The sequence below is a fragment of the Arenibacter flavimaris genome (genome assembly GCF_030291335.1).
Taxonomy (GTDB): Bacteria; Bacteroidota; Bacteroidia; order Flavobacteriales; family Flavobacteriaceae; genus Arenibacter.
In genome coordinates this window covers 126,905-150,324 of sequence record NZ_JASWIM010000008.1, presented here as the reverse complement: position 1 = coordinate 150,324, position 23,420 = coordinate 126,905, and the positions used below count along the sequence as shown (strand labels likewise).

The 23,420-nt window shown below is 36.9% G+C and carries 24 protein-coding genes; 9 read left to right on the top strand and 15 right to left on the bottom strand.

The genetic code is table 11. The features are described 5' to 3' along the window. Positions 1-65 precede the first annotated feature (65 nt). The 5 genes from QSE00_RS09235 to QSE00_RS09215 all read left to right on the top strand — a co-directional run bounded on the left by QSE00_RS09235 (position 66) and on the right by QSE00_RS09215 (position 2,749). A complete protein-coding gene (locus QSE00_RS09235) occupies positions 66-221 on the top strand; it encodes a hypothetical protein (protein WP_247095232.1) in 156 nt (51 codons plus the stop codon). 7 nt (positions 222-228) lie between these two features. Next, positions 229-564, top strand: a complete 336-nt coding sequence (locus QSE00_RS09230) for a DNA-directed RNA polymerase subunit alpha C-terminal domain-containing protein (RefSeq protein WP_286105712.1) — start codon at positions 229-231, stop codon at positions 562-564. 648 nt (positions 565-1,212) lie between these two features. Then, positions 1,213-1,674 carry a JAB domain-containing protein gene (locus QSE00_RS09225; RefSeq protein WP_286105711.1) on the top strand — a complete coding sequence of 154 codons (462 nt, stop codon included), beginning with the start codon at positions 1,213-1,215 and terminating at the stop codon, positions 1,672-1,674. Between the two features lie 43 nt (positions 1,675-1,717). Then, positions 1,718-1,951, top strand: coding sequence for a hypothetical protein (locus QSE00_RS09220; RefSeq protein WP_286105710.1), 234 nt, complete (start codon positions 1,718-1,720; stop codon positions 1,949-1,951). Positions 1,952-2,263: 312 nt separating this feature from the next. Continuing rightward, positions 2,264-2,749, top strand: a complete 486-nt coding sequence (locus tag QSE00_RS09215; RefSeq protein ID WP_286105709.1) for a hypothetical protein — start codon at positions 2,264-2,266, stop codon at positions 2,747-2,749. A 12-nt stretch (positions 2,750-2,761) separates the two neighbouring features. On the opposite strand, the gene QSE00_RS09210 is transcribed toward QSE00_RS09215, so the two are convergent. From QSE00_RS09210 to QSE00_RS09140, 15 genes are all read right to left on the bottom strand, one after another. Then, positions 2,762-5,800, bottom strand: coding sequence for a TraQ conjugal transfer family protein (locus QSE00_RS09210; RefSeq protein WP_286105708.1), 3,039 nt, complete (start codon positions 5,798-5,800; stop codon positions 2,762-2,764). A gap of 11 nt (positions 5,801-5,811) precedes the next feature. Further along, positions 5,812-6,351, bottom strand: a complete 540-nt coding sequence (locus tag QSE00_RS09205) for a conjugal transfer protein TraO (RefSeq protein WP_215950072.1) — start codon at positions 6,349-6,351, stop codon at positions 5,812-5,814. 2 nt (positions 6,352-6,353) lie between these two features. Continuing rightward, entirely contained in the window at positions 6,354-7,328 is a 975-nt protein-coding gene (locus tag QSE00_RS09200) for a DUF4138 domain-containing protein (protein ID WP_286105707.1), read from the bottom strand. A gap of 2 nt (positions 7,329-7,330) precedes the next feature. Further along, a complete protein-coding gene (traM, locus tag QSE00_RS09195; RefSeq protein WP_286105706.1) occupies positions 7,331-8,341 on the bottom strand; it encodes a conjugative transposon protein TraM in 1,011 nt (336 codons plus the stop codon). A 10-nt stretch (positions 8,342-8,351) separates the two neighbouring features. Beyond that, entirely contained in the window at positions 8,352-8,969 is a 618-nt protein-coding gene (locus QSE00_RS09190; RefSeq protein ID WP_103441834.1) for a hypothetical protein, read from the bottom strand. 46 nt (positions 8,970-9,015) lie between these two features. Continuing rightward, on the bottom strand, positions 9,016-9,927 hold the full coding sequence (locus tag QSE00_RS09185) for a TrbL/VirB6 family protein (RefSeq protein ID WP_286105705.1): 912 nt from the start codon (positions 9,925-9,927) through the stop codon (positions 9,016-9,018). Positions 9,928-9,934: 7 nt separating this feature from the next. After that, a complete protein-coding gene (locus tag QSE00_RS09180; protein WP_286105704.1) occupies positions 9,935-10,552 on the bottom strand; it encodes a hypothetical protein in 618 nt (205 codons plus the stop codon). Positions 10,553-10,564: 12 nt separating this feature from the next. Further along, positions 10,565-12,271: a TraG family conjugative transposon ATPase gene (locus tag QSE00_RS09175; RefSeq protein ID WP_286105728.1), complete on the bottom strand. Its 1,707-nt coding sequence runs from the start codon at positions 12,269-12,271 to the stop codon at positions 10,565-10,567. Positions 12,272-12,280: 9 nt separating this feature from the next. Beyond that, on the bottom strand, positions 12,281-13,099 hold the full coding sequence (locus QSE00_RS09170; protein ID WP_286105703.1) for a hypothetical protein: 819 nt from the start codon (positions 13,097-13,099) through the stop codon (positions 12,281-12,283). Next, positions 13,084-13,407 (bottom strand): DUF4133 domain-containing protein, encoded by a 324-nt coding sequence (locus QSE00_RS09165; RefSeq protein WP_286105702.1) that lies wholly within the window; start codon positions 13,405-13,407, stop codon positions 13,084-13,086. Before QSE00_RS09165 ends, QSE00_RS09170 begins: the two co-directional genes overlap by 16 nt. 12 nt (positions 13,408-13,419) lie before the next feature. Beyond that, the gene (locus QSE00_RS09160) at positions 13,420-13,740 is read right to left on the bottom strand and encodes a TrbC/VirB2 family protein (RefSeq protein ID WP_286105701.1); all 321 of its coding nucleotides are present in this window, start codon (positions 13,738-13,740) and stop codon (positions 13,420-13,422) included. Next, on the bottom strand, positions 13,712-13,942 hold the full coding sequence (locus tag QSE00_RS09155; RefSeq protein ID WP_286105700.1) for a hypothetical protein: 231 nt from the start codon (positions 13,940-13,942) through the stop codon (positions 13,712-13,714). Before QSE00_RS09155 ends, QSE00_RS09160 begins: the two co-directional genes overlap by 29 nt. Before the next feature lie 129 nt (positions 13,943-14,071). Continuing rightward, positions 14,072-14,518 carry a hypothetical protein gene (locus QSE00_RS09150; protein WP_286105699.1) on the bottom strand — a complete coding sequence of 149 codons (447 nt, stop codon included), beginning with the start codon at positions 14,516-14,518 and terminating at the stop codon, positions 14,072-14,074. 11 nt (positions 14,519-14,529) lie between these two features. Beyond that, the gene (locus tag QSE00_RS09145; RefSeq protein ID WP_286105698.1) at positions 14,530-15,213 is read right to left on the bottom strand and encodes a ParA family protein; all 684 of its coding nucleotides are present in this window, start codon (positions 15,211-15,213) and stop codon (positions 14,530-14,532) included. Positions 15,214-15,672: 459 nt separating this feature from the next. Then, complete coding sequence (locus tag QSE00_RS09140; RefSeq protein ID WP_286105697.1) at positions 15,673-15,900, bottom strand: hypothetical protein; 228 nt, start codon at positions 15,898-15,900, stop codon at positions 15,673-15,675. A gap of 163 nt (positions 15,901-16,063) precedes the next feature. Between QSE00_RS09140 and mobC the strand changes: the two genes are divergently transcribed. The 4 genes from mobC (at position 16,064) to QSE00_RS09120 (ending at position 23,420) form a co-directional block, all read left to right on the top strand. Then, positions 16,064-16,447: a plasmid mobilization relaxosome protein MobC gene (mobC, locus tag QSE00_RS09135; protein WP_286105696.1), complete on the top strand. Its 384-nt coding sequence runs from the start codon at positions 16,064-16,066 to the stop codon at positions 16,445-16,447. Position 16,448: 1 nt separating this feature from the next. Then, entirely contained in the window at positions 16,449-18,743 is a 2,295-nt protein-coding gene (locus QSE00_RS09130; RefSeq protein WP_286105695.1) for a relaxase/mobilization nuclease domain-containing protein, read from the top strand. Positions 18,744-18,916: 173 nt separating this feature from the next. Continuing rightward, a complete protein-coding gene (locus QSE00_RS09125; protein WP_286105694.1) occupies positions 18,917-20,002 on the top strand; it encodes a Fic family protein in 1,086 nt (361 codons plus the stop codon). A gap of 265 nt (positions 20,003-20,267) precedes the next feature. Beyond that, positions 20,268-23,420 (top strand): Eco57I restriction-modification methylase domain-containing protein, encoded by a 3,153-nt coding sequence (locus QSE00_RS09120; RefSeq protein ID WP_286105693.1) that lies wholly within the window; start codon positions 20,268-20,270, stop codon positions 23,418-23,420.

Here is a 23,420-nt window from a genome sequence, read left to right as displayed (position 1 = left end):
AAATGCATCAAAAATGATGTCCCGGCGTTCGTGACTGTCGGTCACGATTTGTTTACCGTGCCAACTTGGAGGCCTATTATCAGGTCGCAAAGGAAAACGGGGCGGATACCGAGTTTTTGAAGGACATGAATCTTGTCGTACAGGAAATAAAAGATTTTCAACAGCAGGAACCGGATAGGGTACGCATACCCAAGCTAAAAGCGTTCGAGATCGAAAAATAAAAAGAACATGATCAGTTACTATGAATTTTTGGAAGCCCTATCCACCATAAGAAAATTCAAGAAACAAGTTCCTCTCCTTTATAAGGAAATGGAAGAGGAGGTCAACTTGATATCCAAATTTGTCAACGTCGACAAGAACACCAAGATCTGCCAATTGCCGTTGTCCACCCGGGCATTGAACGTATTGAAAGCAATAGACCATATCGACATATGGGAAGGAACGACCCAGGACTTGGCCAAGCTCTCGATGAAGAAACTTTTGGGCACCAAGAATGCAGGAAGAAGAACTGTCGACGAGATAAAGGAACTTTGTCTGTTCGCCAATCTGCAAATGAAACCTTAGCACATTAATCTTCTAGCCAAACTTTCAGCAGTTCTTTTGCTACTTGTAATAGTTCTATTGAATTTACATATGTAAATATGTAAATTATTCCCAATCCCAAACTTACTTGCCATCATTTCCATTTAGGAAACTTTATCTCTATTTTTTTTATTCTTATCATTTTTTCCATTTAAAAGACAAACATTTTGACCCTCTACTAGCAAGATATCCATTTGATATATGCAAAAAAAAGGACATCGGTTCGAGTTAGCGTGTAACATGAACATTGGGATTCCGTACTTGCGTAATTTTTCAGGAGTAAGGGATCGACTATGGGCGGAATCGTCCTAATATCAATATTTTATAGTTACAATTAATTTCTATACCGATCTAACTGGGTTCGTTTTAAAAAGGGAATCGAACCCTTCCAAAATGATCTGGGAGTTTCTTATATATAAGGGTAGGTGCCAGCCTAAAAATTCATTTTTCATACTTATGCCGCAATTTAATCAAGCCGCATTTGCCCTGTCCATGTAGTATTTGAAAAAATGGGGTATCCCTCCTGTCGGGGGAGCCCACCACAATTTTTTAAAATCTCCACATGGACTTATCCCCACCGCTACGCTCCTGTTGATTTTTTTCGCCGCATAATCTTAAAAACATACTATTATGAAAGAAATTCGAATCGCAACCTTTAAAAATTTCGTTGGAGAGCTAACGGCCATTTACAGGAGAACAGAACTACCCACTTTTCAAATAACCTCTTCGAGTTCCGTGAGAGAGTTCATTTATCCATATTTTGACGATGTAATGGACGATCACGAAGAAGTGAAGGTCATACATTTGAACCGTAAAAATCAGGTGGTGAACATACACCATCTAACATCTGGCACCGATAACGGTTGTCTCATTTCGACAAAGGATGTGCTGCGACATGCAATCCTGATTAAAACAAGCTCCCTGATCCTGGTTCACAACCATCCATCCGGCAATCTGAAACCTTCAGAAGCAGATAAACAGATCTCCAACAAATTGAGGGAAGCCTCTAAGTTGGTGGACATATCAACCCTTGATAGTATAATAATCACAAGGGAGGGATATTTCTCTTTCGCAGATGAAGGGCTTTTTTAAGTCCTTCAATTTGATTAAAATATATAATTTAAATTGTACGCTTTTGAGTACATTTGTAATAAGTTCAAAAATTTATACCACTATGGATTATAAGTTTATACCCCTAAGAAATTGGTTGTTAGAACGGGAAGCTCTCTCTATTAGGAAGTTGGAGGACAACTGTAAAATGCCAAGAGATACCCTACGCCATTTCCTGAATGAAAGAAGGAACTTTCCTGAAAAGCATTATGAATCTTTATTGAAAGAGTTGGTAAAGTATGGGTTTAGTCGGGATTAAATGCTCTACTTAAGAATTTAAAGAAACAAAACCCTAAAGCCAGAGCCATGAGGCCACACAGGGCAACAGGTGCTACACTAAAGGGTTTTTGTAAATTTATGGAAGTTTAATTAAATGAAGATATAATTAGAGTTTTAATTATTGCCATACCTACGCTCATAATATTTATCTTTATGCAAAGGTCTAAAACATGTTCTTATGAAATAAGCCATGACAATTCTTGATATCAACGCGATGATTATTGGCGAATTACACCCGCCTGAATGAAGTAGTCGGGCAGGTCTGACCTTTTAAAAACAAAAAAATAAACAGATGAAAATTATTACTAATGTTTTTCTCATTTTTTCTATTTTGATATTTTTTGCATGTAGTAATGATAATGACCATGTTTCAGAATCGGACAGGGCTCAAGCGCTTCTGGGCCAATGGGAATATCAATCTATTATCACGGACAGAGCAGTGGATATCAATGGGGATGGATCGGTAAATATCGACTTGTTCAATACTCAAGAAATTAGGCAATGTTTAAAGGATAATCTTACTTTTTTTACAAAAATGGGAGTAGGGGAGAAAGGGGCATACGCTATCAACGAAAATGGCTTGTCATGTGATGATCAAGACCCTTATTCAACAATTGAAGAGGATAGCTACCAATTAATAAATAATTGGATTATTCAATTTGATATGAGAAATGAGATGCGGATTCTCGAGCTTAACAGAAGTAAGCTGCAAATTGAAACAAATGATAATTTAGGTGGTCAGAATGTTATTGTAACAATCACATTTAAGAAAAGCTAGTTATAAGAAAATTTAAACACGAATGATATTTCCAGTAGCCTTTTCACTCCATTGCCCATTAGAATCAAAAACCCTAACTTCATAAGGCTGGTCTTGATATCGAAGTCTATTCTCCCTTGGTTCTTCCTCTAGTTCAAAATAGCGTTCAACACCTGATCCTCGTGCGTCATTGTAATTGAATAGCATTGTATCCCATCTACTTGTATTTCTATTGAAGATTCGCACCTCCACCTGTTGTAAGGTGGCACCATTATAAGCTTCTGAACAATTTGCAGCAAAACAGGTATATATCCGAACCACGTAGTCACAGCCATTAAGACCACCACATCGTATATTATGCTTCTCTCCTTTGACGGCTGCTGTGGGCTTTTTAAGCATTAAAATCGATTCACTGGCAGTCTGTGATATCCCGGTTGAATTTTCGACACGAAAATTAATAGTAAAACTGTCGTCAATTTGTGGATAAAATTGCATGGCAACTGAACCATACTCCAAGGGAATAACCTCACCTTCCCTATATATCTTTCCCTGGTGATTTATATAACCCCCATTCATATCGGCAAATTCAAATGTCATTTGGTACATGACAAATGTATCGTGTCCAGATGTGGCATTTGTGACCACATTTAATAGGAAGGGTTGATTTTCATATTTGTCTAGTGTTGATTGTCCGATGGTAAGTTCAAAAAATTCTTCATATTTTTCAAAATTGATATTTACATCTGCTGTTTTTTCAACCTCTGAAGATGATCTGACCGTAAACTCAATATTATGGTTGGATTCAGATATACCAGTATACCTTCCTTGAAAAGAGCCAACTGGAACGTTAAAACTTTCTCCTGCGGCATAGGTATCGCCTTGATATTCAAAGCTACCATTACTGCTTCCCGATGAAAAATACATCACATAGCTATCACCTCCAATGCCCAATTCACTGATATTGAAATTAATATCAACAATCTCTCCTGTATATACCTGTGATTGTGTCGCGTTTGCATTAAAATTATAATTCTTTGGTGTTACGTCGATGGATATAGTAACCGTTTTTTCAAGACCGGTATCGTTTTGAACATAAAAAGTCAAATTAATACTGCTCTCGTCGGTGCCTTCCAGGCTCCAGTTGAAATTTCCTTTGGGAATATCATAAATATTTCCTGCACTCACTTCTGTGCCATTTTCATTCCTAATAAGGGCATTGCTGTTTGAGCTATATCTGATATTATATTCTGAAGAACCAATACTTTCCGAAATGTTGAAGTTAAGCGAGGTGATTTCTCCGACTGAAATATCTGTTTTTTGACTTCCACCTGTGAACAGAAAATCCACTTGGTTGAAGTTCACCATAGTATTCGCAGTATGCGTCACATTTGCACTTGACTCTACACTCAGAACAATATCATGCTGCCCCGCTTCTGTACCGGTGTAGACCACATTATTATTATTAGGACTCAATTGGAATTTCTCTCCTGGCCCATACTCCGTTCCGTTTACCCGCAATGAGCTATTCTTGCCGGATGAATAAAAGGCTTCATAAGTATCATTGGTTCCTTCAGGTATTTCATTGATATCGATAATTACATTTACCGGTAAATTTGCAAATTCCGAAGTTTTCGATGGGGTCATATTTACAGTAAAATCGTTCTGTTTGGTTTCAAGGTCAATATTTACTGGCCCCACTTCCTGCCCGTAATTGTCGGTTACAATAAATGTAATCTGGTGCGAACCTAAACTTTCAGGAAAATAGAAAAGTGAAAAGTTACCAAGTTCCACGGGATAGCCTGTTGAGTTCTGTAGGGTGTTGCCATTCATCCCGGCCAGCTTTCCGTTGCCCTCCACAATTTCATAGGAAATATTGTAATCTATGTTCTCTGTATTGCCATTGGATTTAATATTAAAATTAAGTTGAGTACGCTCATTTAAAAAAACTGAATTACTTTCCGAATTACCAGAAAAAGTAAATGGGATGTTCGCCACCTCGATTTCAACGCTGTCCTGTTTTATCTGTCCGTTGGAATCCCTCACATCAAAGAATATTGTCCGTTTTCCCAGTTCAGTACTCGTAAAAGTGAAATTGTAGGAATTGGGAATTATAGGCCTATATTTACCTGGATCCATTACACCACCGTTCTGGTCGCGCACGGTACCTGCACCTTCGCTAGTAGGTGAAAAGGAATGGGTAATTTCATATGCTACGTCAGATTCTTCGTCTTGGGTCCTCAGATCTATGGCGACGGCCAAATTAGTATTCAATTCCACTTGAGTCGATGCAGCAGTGGTATTAATTGTAAAGCCGAGGTTAAGTACAGTAAGAAGAAGAACCTCGGTCAAGGTAGCACCATCAGGAGCTTTGGCCGTAACGATTAATCTATGTTCGCCCAAGGTGTCCGGAAGGTATCCCATCTCCGAAATTCCTTTTGGTAAATTAAATGGTTTTCCAGCGTCAAAAGCTTCTTCTTTCAAATAGAGTTTCCCGGTTCCATTTTCAATCTGATACGTTATTTCAAATTCCCCATTATTATCCGAGTTTTCGGTTTCCTTATCCCTAAGTAGGGTTACGTTCACAGGATTCTTGGAATTGATGATAAAATCGTTGACCCCTTTGTTCAGCAAAAAGCTAAAACTCGCGTATTTGGCATAGTGCAATAGTTCCAATTTTTTCTCCCTGGCATTTGAATCCCAAGCAATGAAGTTAATTTTATGCATGCCTGTATCGATGGCGACATAATTATAAGACCACTGCTTGTCGATAATGTTCAGCGTATCATTCTCAAGGATAGTATCGCCTAACATGTTCATGAAGTATCCTTTGCCCTTCAAAGTCGTATATCGCGCATAATAATGAACAGTACTTATTTCTTTTTCAGGAACAATTGAAAATAAAGTTTTGGCACTTTCAAAAACGAAACTGGTTTCCGGCTGTTCAATGGAGAAATTGAAATCAAAATCATCCAAAATAATATCCTCAAAATCCTTGCTACAAGCAATGATAAGCACTGATATTAAGACGACAAGCCCCAGTACTACTTTAGTAACTTTTTTGTAGTTTTTCATCTTCAATGAGTTTAGAACAGAAAATAGCGAAGACCGATTCCGACATAAGGATAAAAATTTCCTATATCGCTATTGACGTGATAGTATTCGTTGGCCTTTAGTAAAAAGGAGAAATCATTGCTGAGGGTTATTTCCCCTTCCAGTCCCAAATAGGCTCCATATATAAATTGACTTTTAGCATCTATGATAGCTCCGTTCTCAAGCAAGTTGCTGCCATTGTTAATGACCTCGTATCCGATAATTGCCCCACCGCCAAAATTGACGGCATACCGTTTAAAATTTTTCTGTTCCCAAATTTTGATGAAGTATCCGGGCTGTACAGTGAAAATGTTATAAGGAATATCAAACGTACCTTTATCCTCTGCAATGGCGGCGAATATGCTTAATTGCACATAACGCTCTCTGTTTACGTGGTAATTGAACGTGGCCATTATACCATAGCCATCCTCCGCGTAACCCCCGCTTATTCCGACCGATGAGGCATAATTGCCGCTTTGCGTGTATGCCGTTGTCGTAATGAAAAGTGCCAAAACGGCTATAGAGTTCCTCATTTTTAAAAGTTTATGGGATTATTGATAATTTCATGGCCAATGCGCAATGAAAGATTGCGGTTGCCGGACTCTTCGTCCAATTCCACCAGAACCTCTTTTTTCTCATCCAAGGCAAACTTTTTAAATACCACAACAAAATGGTTCTCGCTTTTTCCTGCTATGGTTTTAGGTTGTTTGTAGACAAAAACCGGTTTGAGCTCCATTTTTTGGTTACTACTGCTATTTTTATAGTTGGTTGCAATTTGATGCTTTATAAAATTGATATCCATATCAAGGCCTTCCTTGTTTTCTATTCTATATTGAAAATAAAGCTCGTCCTCGTTATAGTAGACACCTTTTAGCCATAGGAAAACATTGTCCAATCTAGAAAAATACCGACTGATTTTAGGCTTGTCGAATTGCATATAATAACATCGAAGGCGATAATATTCCAAGGGGTCGGATAGGTACAATTCTTTGGTAGCACTATCTTTAGAATTACCAGCAACTATTTTGTCGGAGTTTTTAATATAAGAAATAGTGTCCATTTTCTCCATTTCATTGTTAAGCTTCTCAGGTGTTGCTATCTGCCGCTGATTTTCATTCCTTTTTTCAATTGGTTTTCCCTCAATGTTGGCAACGGCCATTTCTTGAGTGATGTACCATGTCGTTTTTTCCGGAACCGCAACCAATTCCAATACAAAATCGTAAACGTTTCCAGTATCAGTAATGACCAAATAGTTGGTTACATTTTCTTTTTCGATGGCGAGTTCATCGTAATAGAGTTTTATTATTCGGCCACTAAATTTGCCGCCTTCCGGTTTTGGTAAGTCTACAATAAAACCGAAATCGTTGCCGATACTACTTTCCGAAATGTTTTCAGGAAAAATAAGAATGGTCTTGAAGTCCTTGGATATTTGCAAGGTATCGCTAGAGGCTTGGCCAACCAACGCATACCCTGAAAATAGGACCGATATGAGCAATAGTGCATTCATCATCTCTATATTTTTTTTGGTTTTAGAATTACACGGTCTCCATTTACCAAAAGTATCTTGTCTTTCTGTTTGTATTTTTTCTTTTGGAAAAAATTGCCAAAGGTGCGTACCAGGTTTTGTGCCAATGGAATTTCTACTGTTTCGCCGACAGCCTCCGATAATTCGTTTACACTTTGTTGTTGAATATCGGCTGTGAATTCCTGCAACAATTGACCCGCTCGCTCATTGTGCAGTCCGACCATGCCATCTTCCTGATCAATTGCGGTCAATTCCATTTCCAAATTGTCAATATTGGTTATCTCCAATAAAACCCTTGATCCTTTCACGTTGGCTGTTGCGTAAACAAATGTATTCCTAGGGAATCGCCTACCCTTGTAATAGATATCATCCTTTAACATTAGGGTAACACGGTTACCCGGTAAAATAAACTGGTCACGGTAAATTGCTGCATCGAATGCTATTGAATTTGTCTTTGAGTCGGTGGATGGTTCTGTATATGGAGCGGAATAATCCTGACTACGGGCAAGCCTTTGATCCCTTGCTTGCATTAATAGATTTCTGTATTCCAGTTTTTTTTGTGCATCCGTAGTTTTGGAAGTGTACTCGGGAATAATTGTTTCGGGATATGAAGTGTCCTTGACACTCCTATTGCTACTGTTTTCTTTTTCATCCAAAGAAAAGTTATTGAGTTCCTCTAAAATACGTTCTAACGAATCATTCTCTTTCTTGGTTTCTAAAATGCTCTTGAAGAGTCCTTTTGACCTCAATTGATCTAGTGAATCTTGTTGTAACTTTTTGTAAATATCGTTAGGTTTCGTAGCATCGAGTTGTTTGTTATGGTCTGGCAAATTATTGTTGTACGCATCGTCACTGTTACTTTTTTGTTTGTCCTTACCCATAGAACTGATACTGGTCATTACAAAGAATACTGCCAGAAGAACTATAATAGGGGCAAAGAAAGCGAACAGTCTATGCCGTTTTATCCAAAGATTGAATTGGTCAATTTTGCGGTTCATAGGTTGGTAATTATAAATCTTGGTTGTTTAAAACGTCGAACTTTATAATCTTAAGTCCGTTCAAATTATTTGGAGTTGAGTTGGTCTCTACCAAGTACCCTTTGGTTATCATATTCCGATATTCCACATTGCCACTCTTTAAAATCCTTTGTTTTCCAACGAATCGAAATGGAAATGGATATTCGGAGTAATCCACGAAAATTGAATCCTTTTCTATCTCTATCGAATAGCCACTTTTGGCGATATCCTCGTAATAGTTTTGATCGATCAAACGATTGTACAGCCTTTGTACCGAATGATCGGCCATATACAGCGCCTTATCTTCGATATTTCTCTTGATATGGCGTAAATCGGGTTCCAACGCAAAAAACAATTCATGGAAATTGGCAATATGGCCTTCACATAAAATATCTATTGCCCGCTTGTAGTCCTTTATCCTGACGGCAGCCAGCTTCTGGCCGTTATCGAGCAGATAGAAATTGTTTTTGGCGCTCTCGTTCGTCTTGTAGGTATAAAAGATATTGAGGATAGTGGTTACGAACGTGAGAATTAAAGATACATATAGCACTTTGTTACTCCTACTACCAATCTTGCTTAAATCGTTGAAAATCTTATAATTACCGTCCATCTGTTTTTTTGATATCGTTTAAAGTCGATTTTTATCGTTAAACTGCTTATTGTATTAGGGTTCTTACTCCCTTTGTAGCTCCTCCCGTGTTGGCATCAACTGTCGTTTGTGCTACTTTTTTCACATAGTGTTTAGTCTGATCCTTCAAATGGCTGGCACTGACGTTCATTCCCTGCACGATGAAGTTGGATAATATAGGGGCCTTTAGATAAACGAAAACGTTCATTAACATCAACAAACCGCAGGTGAGCACTAAACCTAAATTTGCATCTCCTTCGGACAGTAATGAGTCTATCAGCTTATCCAATACGTGCAGCATAAAGTTATCAATAAGGTGAAGCATGGGTATCCAGAGGCAGACACTCATGAATTTTTGTAGCCATGCCTTCCACATACCTGAAAATACTGGTATGAAGGACAACCCTAGATTCAATGGCCCAAATATTATCAACACGAACAAATACACTACGGACATCGCTTTTATTCCCACAAATACAATTGCAGAAATAACGGATGCAATGGCAGTAACACCGGAAGTGAAAGCCCCGAGAACAAGTACTTGTATAGCCTCCGGATCTCCTTGTAGAAGTACCCAGGAAACACCAAAATCTACCATAGCTGTTGTCTGGGCCACCAAAATTTTAATATGGAGGACGTCCCATGAAATATCATTAGCCTTTAGGGACATTCCAATTCCTTGGTAGAATTCAAGAATGGTCCTTGTCAGGGCCCGATAATTAAAAAGGACAAAGGCCAATGGCACCCATTTGAGATGTTCGAAAATATCAGCTCGCTTATCCTTATTGAGAAACACTAGAATGGCATAAACCGAGATACCTATACATGCGAAAACCTGACCGATTTCTATCATCGGGTCTACAACTTCGTAAGCATCTAAAATATATTGATCAAAAAGTTCATTGACCGATTCCCGTATTCCTTTGTCAGTGATGTTCATACCATGATTAGTTTTTATTCATATTGATCAGTGTACGGCGAGATTCTCGGAGGGAATTGATTTGTGATAGTTTATGATTGTAAACAATTAGGTTGTCCAAAATGGTTTCCAGTTTAAGGTTAATGGCATCGACCTTCTTTAACCGTTCTTCAGGCAAAATGATGGCTTTGGTATTTATAATTTCATTGCATTGTTGAAATAGATTTTTAGTCTCCAAAAGAGCATTGGTGGCATAACCAATAAATTCATCGATTTCCTTTCGCTCCAAATATTCCAATTCTTGGACGGTCTGTTTGGAAGTTCTATATGCTTCGAGAATCTTTGTTTTTAGTTCTATGGCCAAGCTCACATCTGTCGATCCGGTCACATATTTGGGTGCCTGTTTCTTAGCTTCCAATTCTTCTTTCAGAATTTCTCTGGATTTGGAGGTTTCATTATTGTTTTTCTCCATTAGATTAATCAACTGGGACAAGTTTTTATTGACAGCTTTTAGCTCTATGTTGATATTCATGAGCTGGCTGTTGACCATTCCAACGCTAGCGTTTGTGGCAACATCTGTTACTGGAATCTGGGAAAAAAGCGCCAGGTGCAGCAATAGGCTCAGAATTACTGGAGTTAGTTTCATTTTTTTTTGGTTTTATGGAGTATTGTCAAAGGCATATGCCTTAGCCGTCAACTCCCAATTTTTATGATTTTTATTGTATAGTTGTTTGATCTTAGCATTTTCGGTGGGGTTGGTTTCATAAATACACTTTTCTTCCAAAGACGTTTCCACGCCATACACCTTTACCTTGTCCATCCAACAAAATGCAACCTCACGGAATTTCCTGTCTTTTGGTAGGTCTTTGTTGAGAGAAAGAATGAGTTGTTTCTGTTTTTCACCCAATCCCATTAGGGACTGTATTTTATCAAAGGATCGGGCAAAGTCGCGCATATCCGAAAACACTTTTATATGCGAATTGACCACTATGGCATTTTTGATGATTTCAGAGGACATAAAATCATCAACTTTTTGGGAAATGAAGATTGGCTGGCCGCCCAACTTTCTGGCCATTCTGGACTGGCTGTTAAAGTAGTGTACAAGTTCCGGTCTTACTAGAGCCTTCCAGGCTTCGTCGACGGCCAGTATTTTATTAATGGATAATTTTGTAGGGTCGTGCATCTTCTTGTTGAATATTTCCATAATCATCAAGGCGGTAATAGGAAATAGCAGTTCGTTATCGATCAATTTGCCCAATTTGAAATAAATAATCTTTTCATCACTTAGGCTGGAAATCCGATCGTCCAATTTGTTCAGTAAGTTTCCCCTAGTGCCATTGGCATAGTATTTTTCCAAAAGGAACATGAACACATCAGAATCGAACTTTTCCTTTGGGACTTTTTTAGTTTTAATATAGGTTGCAATGTGGATTTTGCAGTATTCAAAAAAGGTATCGAACTTATAATTTTTGTCTCCATTTTTCCACATCCATTCGTAATAGTCGGTAATCAAAAATTCCAAAACGGTATTTGTTATTTCTGATCCGCCTATATTCCCATCCTGACCAATAATCAATTTTAGAAGGGTTACAAGGTAAACTAGCTTTCCTTGAGCTAAAGTTTTGCCCTTGACGTCGCCTTCAAGAGAATCATATTTGTCCAATAAAAAGGGGTTGAATGTAAACGCCTTTTCATCATCGTGCTGCAACGTTACACCGCCAAATACTTCAGTAAGTCTATCGTATGAGTTGCCATCTTCCATAATTATGGCCTCAGCGCCCTGTCTTAATTCGGAAGCAAAATAATGATTGGCTAAATAAGACTTGCCACCACCCGACCCTGAGGCGACCAACATGCCCCGATTGAAGATCCAATCTTTTTTTTCTGGTTCCCTGTACACAGATACTGAAAGCGGTTGGCCAGTAACACGGTCAACCAATCGCAATCCATCAACAGCCCTGGTTGCATCTTTATAACCGCCTTCAAGATAGAGTAGGGCCGTGGCCATATCGCTGGGCATGGGCAAGTACATATCGGAAGATATCCCGATCGCGTTACCAGCTATTCCTGCAAAGAAAAGGTTCTTTCGGTCTATGGTGTTGTGTTTGGCATTTATCTTTAGTTTTTTGAAAGCGCCTGTAATGGAGTTTTCCATTTGCTTGGGCTGATTCCCTACTTCTTCAAAACCAAAAACATTGAGATGGTAAAAAACAGATTCCTTATGATTTTCCAAAATTTCTTTGGTATAATCATAAATCTGGTCCGCATAGATGGCATTGCTGTCATCTTTTTTGCCATTACCGAATCGCAGAAATCTTTTAGCTTTTTTTCTTAAGCCTGTGAGGACTTTTTCTTGGTTCGGAATATAGATATATTAGTTAATAACGTGCTCATGAGGAACTTTGAAACCTAAAGAAAAAAGATTGCCTATAGGAAACCGATTTTGTCGGGTAGTGAACTTTCCATAAAATTCGTAGGTACCGATATGGTCCTTATTAAACTGGTCCAAGTTTTCAAGGGTAAAAAATTGTCCTTGTTTATTTCCCACATGTATGGTGTTGTTGTCAAAATCTACATCCACCAGATTTGTGTTATTTTCCTTAAGACCAAAATATTTGGCGTAAAGTCCATTTTCGGAAAATAAGTCGTTGTATTCAAGAATATGCGATGCTATGAGTCCAGAGGAATTGATCAGATTGTTCACGTTCTGTACCTGAGCTTCAAAATCTGCTAGCAAACTACTATTGATGAATTCATCGGGAACGGTTTGGGTCAAATAGAAATCACGGTTTTTCTCTAAAAAGGAGTTCGCCCGTTTGGAACTGTATTTGATATAGTTTTCTGGAACAACACTGATATATAAATAGTGCGTTCCGACTAAATAGGGGCGACCTTGAAAATGCTTTTCGTTTGCCCTTTCCATCATATCGCCCTGCAGTCTTTCTGATAGGGGTGTATAGTTTTCCTGGAGGAAGAAATCTTGCCTATGCAAGAGTCTATTTGGGCCTAAAATATTTATGATGTTCAAGAAAAGTTCTTGAAGGGTTCCATAGTCTTTGGTGTCCAATGTGAACACTTCGGGAAGAATAAGCTGTAATGGAATTGTTAAACATCCCCTTTCTTTTGATATTAATGCCTGCCGTTCATATCCGTATATAGGGAATGCATCCCAAAGAGCTACCTGTTTTCCCATAACAATAGATTTTTATAGTCATTGGCTATTTTGATGGAATCAGGTTTGGAAGCATCGGCAAGTTTTTTAACAAAGCCATTGGCGCCATAGGTTTTGGAGTAAAACAGCAAAATCATGAATACGACGACAATTGCTATACCAGTTATTAGCAAGGCCAACAACATAGAAATAAAAGCGGATAGGACAAGACCGGTTATAATGGCGGCCGTACCAAGGTATACACAGTAAAAAATGTATTTTGCATTGAGACCTTTATAATAGACATCTTTTTGCAGCCCTTTCTTTATAGGAATGTGGCAGTTTTCCATAATACGGGAAATTTAGATGTTAGCTATTTCCTCACCTATGGCGATCAGAGCAAAAAAAATGGCGATACCAATAATAATCTTGCCCAATTTATTGGCCAGGTCCGTCTGCTGATCTCGAATATATAGATAGGTCAAACCGGTTATGGCAATGGCCACACCAGCAATAACCTTAATAATATCGACAATTTCCCTGGAGAGGTTTTTCGAATCGTTCTTGAAATCCTGTGCTTCCTGAAGCAGTTGATCGAATTGACCATAGGAGCACATGGTTATGGATAAAAGAATTAAAAATAGAAGAAATGTTTCAATTTTCGGATTCCGGCGGTATTTCATCGGCCGTATCCTTGTTGCGGATGACTTTGAGTTTTTCATGCTTTTTGCGAGTTATGGAATTTGAATCATCTTCAAATGAACCCTCTCTAAAAGCCTCCAAAAGTTTAGAAGTGTCTTCCACTTCGGTTATCTGGTCGAGTACAGCGTTTAAATCGGTCTTATCATTATCTGATTTATATACAAATTTATCATTTAAACGCAAATAATCTAATTTTTTTGAATGTTTTTTCGTTTTTATAGTTTTTTTGGATAGTAGCACCCACAAGATATACCCGTACCAAACAAGGGCAAGACCGAACAATATGTACCAGTAACTGCTCAAATTTCAGTTTTATTTTTGCTCAATGAGTGCAATTAATTTTTCATAATTTCTATTCGTAAAATCAAGTAAAACCTTTCGAATCAAATCGTTCCTTGAGGTCTTAACGCCCATTTTATAGGAGATACCCATTGCCAGTTTTTCATATTTCATCGCACAATCGTTGTTGATGGTCATAAAAAAAGTTTCTTTTTTATTTTTCAATTTATCGGTTTGCAATAACACATCCAGCTTTTTTCCTATACTAGGATTGTTTTCAGAGGGACTCTCTTGCTCTGGTTTCCCATTTTTCTCCAACTTGTTGATATCGTCTTCCTTTCTAACGTTTTGGGAGGCCGTTTGTTGTTTTAGGCCCAAACGATCCAGTTTAAGCTGCTCTAGCGCGCTTGATGTATCCTGGTTTTTATTTGCCATTTGTTGGAGCAGATCAAGTGTGTTGATTTTTTTCTGTTTTCCCATTGAAATCTAGTTTATAAATTTGATAACTGTTCTAATTCTTCGAAGAATTTTTTAATATCCATATCCCCTTCTTCCTTATTTTCGGGAATGGGGTAGAGGGTATTCCTATATTGTTCCTTGTAAATGGTCCTGTCCTTGACCACACTTTTCATGATAGGGATGCCGGCTTTTTCGAACTGTTGGCGGAGCAGTGAAAACTTGTTTTTCCGTACCAATTTAAATTTGTTAAAAAATAAGTTGACACTTTTGAGTACCCGCTCCTCATTATCCAGAAAGTTGTTTTTTAGGGTAAAATAGAAATTAGAGGTGCTGTCTATCTCCAATTCGTCGTGGCTAAATGGGATGAAAATATGTTCCACATATAAAAGGCCCTTTACCATTTCTACGTTGAGACTCCCAGGGAGGTCCAGTATAATATAATCCATTAGACCGTAATATTTCATAATTGTGTCTTGGATAGATCCTACTGTTACCCGTTCTATAGTGTAAGGTTCCAATTCCTTAATTTCCGAAGCATCCAAAAAACTAAGTTCACGTTGTCTTTTTTTATAGATGGAATACTGTGGATTGTCTCCATCAAGGAGCACTACTTTTTTTCCTTTCGCATAATGAAGATTAGAGGCAAGGATAAGGTTTAAGGTCGTTTTTCCAATACCACCTTTTTCACCTACGATACTTATAATTTTTGTTTCCATGATATAGATATTAATTTTGATATATACATATATTATTAATCAGTTATAATCATATTTTGGAATAAGAATATATATTTATAGGGATATATGTACATATAAATATATTTGACTATGCACCTATATTTAAGTTTAAATATAGGTATATAATTAATTAATAATCAGGTTTTTATATAATATATTTTACTGTAAGTCCATATGAAACCATATCAAAACAGATAGGTACAGCGGGAGGTTCCATATGGTTTTATGCATTGGTTTTTTGATGAGGATTCTTTGTACCTATTACCAATCATATAGAGAATATTATTTCCATTTAAAACACCTAGATAAGGTTTTGATTTTCCTTTCATCACCTCAATATGGTTTATTCCATTATTAAGTTTTTGAAGGGACGGGATTTAATAAAATGTTGGTTTCTGTATAGTTCCAAATCCCTCCGGAAGTCGAGCAACCCTTCCACTACAATCCTCCCAATGCGGACACGCTTCGCCGGTCCTTTTTGGAAGTCTTTCCGTTCCTGTTTTCCTCGACACCCTCGGTACCGCGCAAAAGTACAAGCGCCCAAAAAGTCGCTTGACCTTTTTTCACCCGACCCACAAAAAATAGTTGTATTTCATTATTTCTCAACATTTCCAAGGCATCAAATAAGACCATATAATTCTTATGCCTGTACCCATTTATATCCATATGGCCTGATATGTATTTGAGACATAAAAAACTGATTGTTAGATTGTTATAATCAATTTTATTCTACTATATTTATCCGTGTAGACGGATAGCAAGTTATGTTTTAAGCATCTTAAAACGCCTACTTCTGACGAAGTGAAAACTGATAATTTAGAGGGAGAAAATGGCAATCAACAAAGGCGGGAGAAAACGTTTGGGGGACAGGAAGCGGGAGCATACCATAACGCTTAGGTTCAATGGCCGGGAACTTGAAAAAGTAAAGACTATCCTGCAGTCCTATAATCTTGATTTTCGGAAAAGGGGAACTGTTGGGCCTTTCCTAAGAAAGTTTATCCTTAACAGGGAAACGATAAAAGAGAAGCGGATTCCTGATAGTATCTCGAACCTCAATTACCAATTGAACAAAATAGGATCCAACATCAACCAACTGGTAAAGGTGGCCAACTACAAGAATATGCGAAGCCCCAATGCGAACCTGGAACGGGAGATCGAAAAGGCCAACGAACTGATGCTCGAACTTATAGAAACGATCAACAACGGAAGTTAAAATGATAGCAAGGATACTATATCGGAATAATGTGCAGGGGGTAATGAATTATGTATTGGGCAAGGCCGATAGCACCATACTCGGCTTCCAGAACACCTATTCGGATACGGATACCAACACAGCATTTTTCGGTAGGGTCCTTTACTATCTCGGCAATCGGCACGATTCTGAAAGACGATATGTACATGCGACTATCAATCTTCCCCGAGGCGAACATTTGGAAGACATCGACTTTTTCGAAATGTCCAAAGCGTACATGGTACATATGGGCTATGGAGATCAACCTTATATGGTGGTACGCCACCATGATACCAAGCACGAACATGTCCATATAGTCTCGACCACCATAAGGGAAAATGGTCTGCAAATAAACCTTTCCAATGATTTCAAGAGGAACGTAGCGATACAGAAATACCTTGAAAAACAGTTCGGGCTCTCCCCGTCGCCTGAAACACGACAGGACAGGGAGCTACCGATATATCGGATCGCGCAATTCAAGAACGAGGACATTAACGGAGTCAGGTACTATATACAGGATATCACAAACAACATGCTGCAGAAATACAAGGTGCGAGGCTTTAAAGAATTGTCCGAAATATTGAGACCGCACCATATCCATTTAAGGACGGTAGACCACAATGGCAGGGATGGCGTATCTTTTGGCATCGAAGTTGAAGACGGTTACAGATCAAGATTTATCAACGGGTCCACTGTACATCCACAACTTAGCGGTCCAAAATTGCAAAAGGTCTTTGAGCGGAACAAACGATCCAAACTATTGCCAATGGTTAAAAAGCGTTTGGAAAAGCAAATAATGACCACATTTAAACTGTTCGAGAGCATTCACTTTGAAGACCTTCCAGATGTACTAAATTCCTATCAGAATCTAGATTGTGAATTGCTTTATGAAAAGAAAAGCCAACTAAGTGACGTTATCATCTATGATAAATCAGGATTTATATGTAGTACTTCGGAAATAGGTTCAGAAATAGATGTCGTAAACCATCCACAGATAAACAATTCCGAGGATGGGGAAACCAGCATAGATGTGGATAGCAACCAGTTTGTTCTTGAAATACAAAAACTAATAAAAAATGCCTTTTATAAATCCTACTTGGATGCCAATAAAGGTAATATGATGTTATCGGAATTTGTAACAATAAAAAGCTTTAAGGATTTGCTGCCCTTTTTAGCTAGTTCTGAACAATATTCATTTCTAAACCATTATATGCCCGAAAATAATGGTAGTACCTTATTGATTTCGGTACAAAAGGAATTTGAGAGCATGCGAATGATGTTGGGTATAAAGGAATCGAAAAAAGAACTAAAAACACTGGAAAACAGGGTTTCGATTTTAAAAAAGGTATTGGAAGCCAATGTATTCGATATTTCTGGGAGCCAAACTACCTTATTTCATTTGCTACAGGGTTTAGGCCTCAAATATAGTAATGGTTCAATTTCCTATAGCAACTCCAATGTCCATTCCGTTAAGATGTTCCTGGACAATTATCATATTCCAAATGAGAATGAAGCCTACATATCCTTTGGTTGTATCAATCAAAATGAAAAGGTATTGGAAGTGTTAATGGAAGAAAAAGGGTGTAAGGCTCTTGATTTAAGCGCCACCGCTTTTTTCCTTCCCATGTTACTGCCCCAATTATACAGTTCAATGACTCTGGATTATGGAAAGCGGTTTGAAGAACATAGCTTAAAGGCATATCTCCATAAAACGGAACGGCTCCATTTGCCATACGAAAAATCCGCAAGCGATTATATAAAACTGTTCAACGCCAAGGGATTTAATTTTAAGCAAATAGAGGATGATATTTGCATCAGCTCTATTTATTCAAAACATGGGGTCAGTATTCCGTTAGCATTAAAAACCCAGGCATATCTTAAATCGATCAAGAATTTGGATCAAGTGTTGAACGAGCAACCCAAAACCATATCCTATATAATGGACGAGGGTAGGGGACAGCTCAAAAATTTATGGCTTTCTTATTTGATAGAAAAAGAATTATACGGTAAAGCTGCTTTTATGATGATCTACGATAAATTACGTCCAAATTTGGATAAGGACGTTATGGAATACCATTTAGAAAAGGGGTTGCGGGAATGGTTACTTCAAGTATCCAAACAAAAGTTGAATTCACAACAGGCAACTATTTTCCGTAGGAGTGCCTTTGCCTTCAGTTCTCTTTTGGGAGGTAGCCATTATAAGGAGGAAGAAGTATTTAATGGGTTTAAAGACGAGCTTACGGATTATTCCAAGCGAAATGGAATTTACCTCTCCTGATTAATTGATTATTGAGGATATGAAAACATAGCAATGGCAATTATGCAAGAGGGAACAGGTTAATCTAAATTATGAACAAGAGTAAGTTTTACCCTTATATCGATAACAAAGGTAAATTTTCGTTATATTTACCCTCGTTAATTCAACGTAAGTAATAATTACTCTTGTTCAAAATGACAGCATTTAATAGAAATACGCCATACAATAACCTACCCTTATTGCCACCGAAAGCAACCTTGGAAACTACAAAGGTGTTGCGTAAGACCATTGATGCCAGTAGGGCATTGGCACAACTAAATGGTATGCTCACCAGTTTACCAAACCCAACGCTGTTTTTGGACACCATACATCTACAAGAAGCAAAAGCGAGTTCCGAAATAGAGAACATTATTACCACCAATGATGATCTGTATAAATCTATGGTGGCGGATAAAAAGTTTGATAATCCTGCAACAAAAGAAGTGATAAGCTATAAAGAAGCCCTTTGGAATGGACTGCGCGATATAGAAAAACGCCCTTTTATAAGTACAAATTTGTGCATTGAAATTGTTCAAAGTATTAAAAAGAATACTGCTGGCATTAGAATAACACCAGGAACTGCTTTAAAAAATCCAAAAGGTGAAACTATCTACACGCCACCTATAGGTGAAAATGTGATAAGAGAGAAATTGGCAAATCTAGAAACCTTTATTAATGGTGAAGATGCTATGGACCCATTAATAAAAATGGCATTAATGCATTATCAATTTGAAGCCATTCACCCCTTTAATGATGGTAATGGAAGAACAGGACGTATTTTATTGTTACTCTACCTAAAACTTGAAAAATTGTTGGATACACCTGCTATTTACTTAAGTGAGTATATTATAAAAAATAAGGCGGACTATTATAACAAATTACGTGAGGTTACCGAAAATAATGCATGGGAATCGTGGATAATATATATGCTCGATATGGTAGAATATACTGCTAAAAAGGGATTACAGCGTTTAAAGGACGTAACCGATTTAATGCAAATAATGACCACAGAAATTAAAGAAACCTTGCCCAAAGTATATACTAAAGAGCTTGTGGAAATATTATTTAGATTGCCATATACTAAAAGACAATTTTTAATCGATGCCAAATTAGGAACACCCAAAACTGTTGGTAATTATCTAATAGCATTGGAAGAAGCTGGGTTTTTAATATCTGAAAAAGTAGGAAAGGAAAAATTATATCTCAACCATAGATTAATGGCCGTTTTAGAAGCCTCTTAAGTGTTTAGTATCGGTTTAGGAAATGTGCAGTAAAAGTGCAATTTATTCATATTATACAACCTCATTTTTTAAAGATTCACATCAAATCCATAACCCAAGGAATGCTAAAAATAGGGACATTTGGAAAAATGGATAATGGTTTGAAACAGTGTAGTAAATAAAATTGAATTTTGTAAATAAAATACTAATAGCATTATTAGTTTAAAGTATTAATGCTCATTAAGTTTTACTATTTTAGAGGTTCAATATTACTCTACAATAGTTAATGGCATTATTCCAATCATCCGTACTTAAATCACATCTAGCTTTACTTAATCAAGCAACAGTCGATAAAGCATACAAAAAGTATCAAAAATACTTCTGGAACACTACGATACAAGAAAATATCAAAAGTGCAAAAGAAGAACAATATCAAGCTACATTTCTGAATGAATTATTCGTCAATATATTAGGATATACGTTATTTCCTAACCCTAACTCAAACCTGACTACAGAGTTTAAAAACGAAAAGAATTCACGTAAGGCAGACGGTGCAATTTTGAAAGATGGAAATGCTATAGGAGTTATTGAGTTAAAAGGGACCAATACAAAGGACCTAGAGAGCATCCGAAGACAAGCGTTCGATTATAAAGCAAATCAAAAGGGATGTGTCTATGTAATCACATCAAATTTTGAAAAGCTACGATTTTATATCAACGATGCCACGGAGTTTGAAGAGTTTGATTTGTTCACACTTTCAAATGACAGATTTAAACTACTGTATTTATGTTTACATATTGATAGCATTCTTAAAAATACTTCACTTAAGATAAAGGAGGCATCTGTTCTTAAAGAAGAGGAAATCACCAAATCTTTTTATAAGGATTACTCAATTTTCAAGCGTGAACTATACCGTGATTTAGTTAAAAGGAATGCTAAAAGTGTAAAAATCAAGTTAGGGGCAATTGAAGGTATAGAAAATCAAGAAGATGTTACACGTCTAGAGAAGAATGTAAAATTAACCTTGTTCAAAAAGTCCCAAAAACTTATAGACCGTTTCCTGTTTGTATTTTTTGCAGAAGATAGAATGTTATTACCTTCTAATTCTACGCTTCAAATATTAAATAAGTGGAAAGATGATTGGGATTTCGGCGATGAACGTCCGTTATACAATCTTTTTAAGCAGTATTTCAATTTTCTGGACATAGGCCGGAGAGGAACAGAAAAACGGGCGGAAATCTACGCCTACAACGGAGGTCTGTTTAAACCGGATACCATTCTTGATGCATTGGAAATCGATAATGAACTTTTGTACAAATACACAACCAAATTATCTAATTATGATTTTGAAAGTCAGGTAGATGTCAATATACTAGGACACATTTTTGAAAATTCACTAAACGAAATTGAAAGTATTAACGCTGAAATAGAGGGTGATCATTTTGACAAAAAGACCAGCAAGCGTAAAAAAGATGGTGTTTTCTATACTCCCAAATATATAACCAAGTATATTGTAGAAAATACGGTAGGTAAACTTTGTGAAGAAAAGAAAAATGAGTTAGACTTCCACGAAGATGAATATTTCAAAGGACGGAAAAACCGTAATAAAACCACCATTGCAAAACTTGTCAATATACTTGATGAATATCGAGAATGGTTATTACAATTGACAATTTGTGACCCTGCCTGTGGTTCTGGAGCGTTTTTAAACCAAGCTCTTGATTTTTTAATTAAGGAGCATACATATATTGATGAACTAAAAACCAAAATTTTAGGTGGTGGTTTGCAGTTTCCGGATATTGAAAATACCATTCTTGAAAATAACATTTATGGTGTAGACTTGAACGAAGAAAGTGTGGAAATCGCCAAACTTTCCCTTTGGTTACGTACTGCACAACCACGTAGAAAACTGAACGATTTAAGCAGGAATATCAAATGTGGCAACAGTCTAATCGATGATAAAAAAGTGGCTGGTGACAAAGCTTTTAAATGGGATACCGAATTCCCTGATGTTTTTGAAAATGGAGGATTTGATGTAGTTATAGGGAATCCGCCTTATGTTCAATCTCACGCTATAGATGGAAAAATTAAAGATTATTTTTATAAAATTTACCAAACTGCTGAGTATCAAGTAAATCTTTATGGATTATTTTGTGAAAGAATAATTTCGATAATTAATAATAATGGCTTGTACAGCATTATTATACCTAATTATTGGATATCCACAAAGTATGACGAGAAATTGAGGAACTTCTTATTTAAACTCAATTTTTGCTCAGAATTAATTAATCTTTATCGGGTTTTCGAGGATGCCACGGTAGATACTCTAATTATTACTGGTCAAAGAACTAACGTGCCTATTTATCCGAAAATCACTCACATGCATAGTGTTAGTAGTTCATTAAGTTCAATTAAAGAAAGACTTTTGGCACTCTCTCATAAGGACTGGGAGCTTTCTAAACAATTAATAATTGAGAATAGTTCGAATAAAGTAAATATAAGTTTCAATGTCAATCTAGAACTGAAAAGCACTAATATCTTTGGAGATTTTTTTGAAGGATATCAAGGAATGAAACCTTATGAAAAAGGGAAGGGAACACCTCCTATGACAAGAGAGATGATGCAAGCACGTATTTATCATTCTGATGTGAAAAAGACTCAAATGCATTTCCCTTTAATCGGTGCTAGCAATGTTCAAAAATATTTCATAAAACAATTTGACAATTACATTTTGTATGGTAAAAATTTAGCAGCACCAAGAAAGTTAGAAATATTTGAAGGTCCAAGGATTTTATTGAACAGAATATTATCTAGATCAACCATAGATGTAACATTTACTGAAGAAACTTTTATTAACAATACAGATGTATTTATAATTAAACCTAAAGAAGGGTATGAAGAGAGAACCTTGACTGCATTAGCAATATTGGGAAGTAATCTGTGCGCCCAGTATTTCAAAAAAAACAATGTTAACTTGGGCAGAAAAGCTTTTCCAAAACTAAATGTCAACAATATTTTAGATTTTCCAATATCGGATAAGAACCTTGACAATAATTTAATCAAAAAACTTTTAATAATATCTGATGAAAATGAGATATTGAGAATTAAATTTTTAAAATATTTAAAACAAACTTTTAGAATAATTAATTTATCTCGTAAACTCGAAAACTGGCACGAACTACCTTTCGGAGATTTCATCAAAGAACTCAATAAAGCTATTAAAGCAACAAATAAAGAAAGAGCTAAGGAAAATCTCGAGCTTGTTCCAGAATTGTCTAAAAAGGATGAGTTTGAGTGGATGGACCTCTTTGAAGAAAATAAGAAAAGAGCACAAGAGCTACAAAATCAAATAGCCACGACAGAAAAGGATATAGACCAGATGGTTTATGAGTTGTATGGGTTGAGCGAGGAGGAAATTGGGATTGTGGAGAATAGTTAA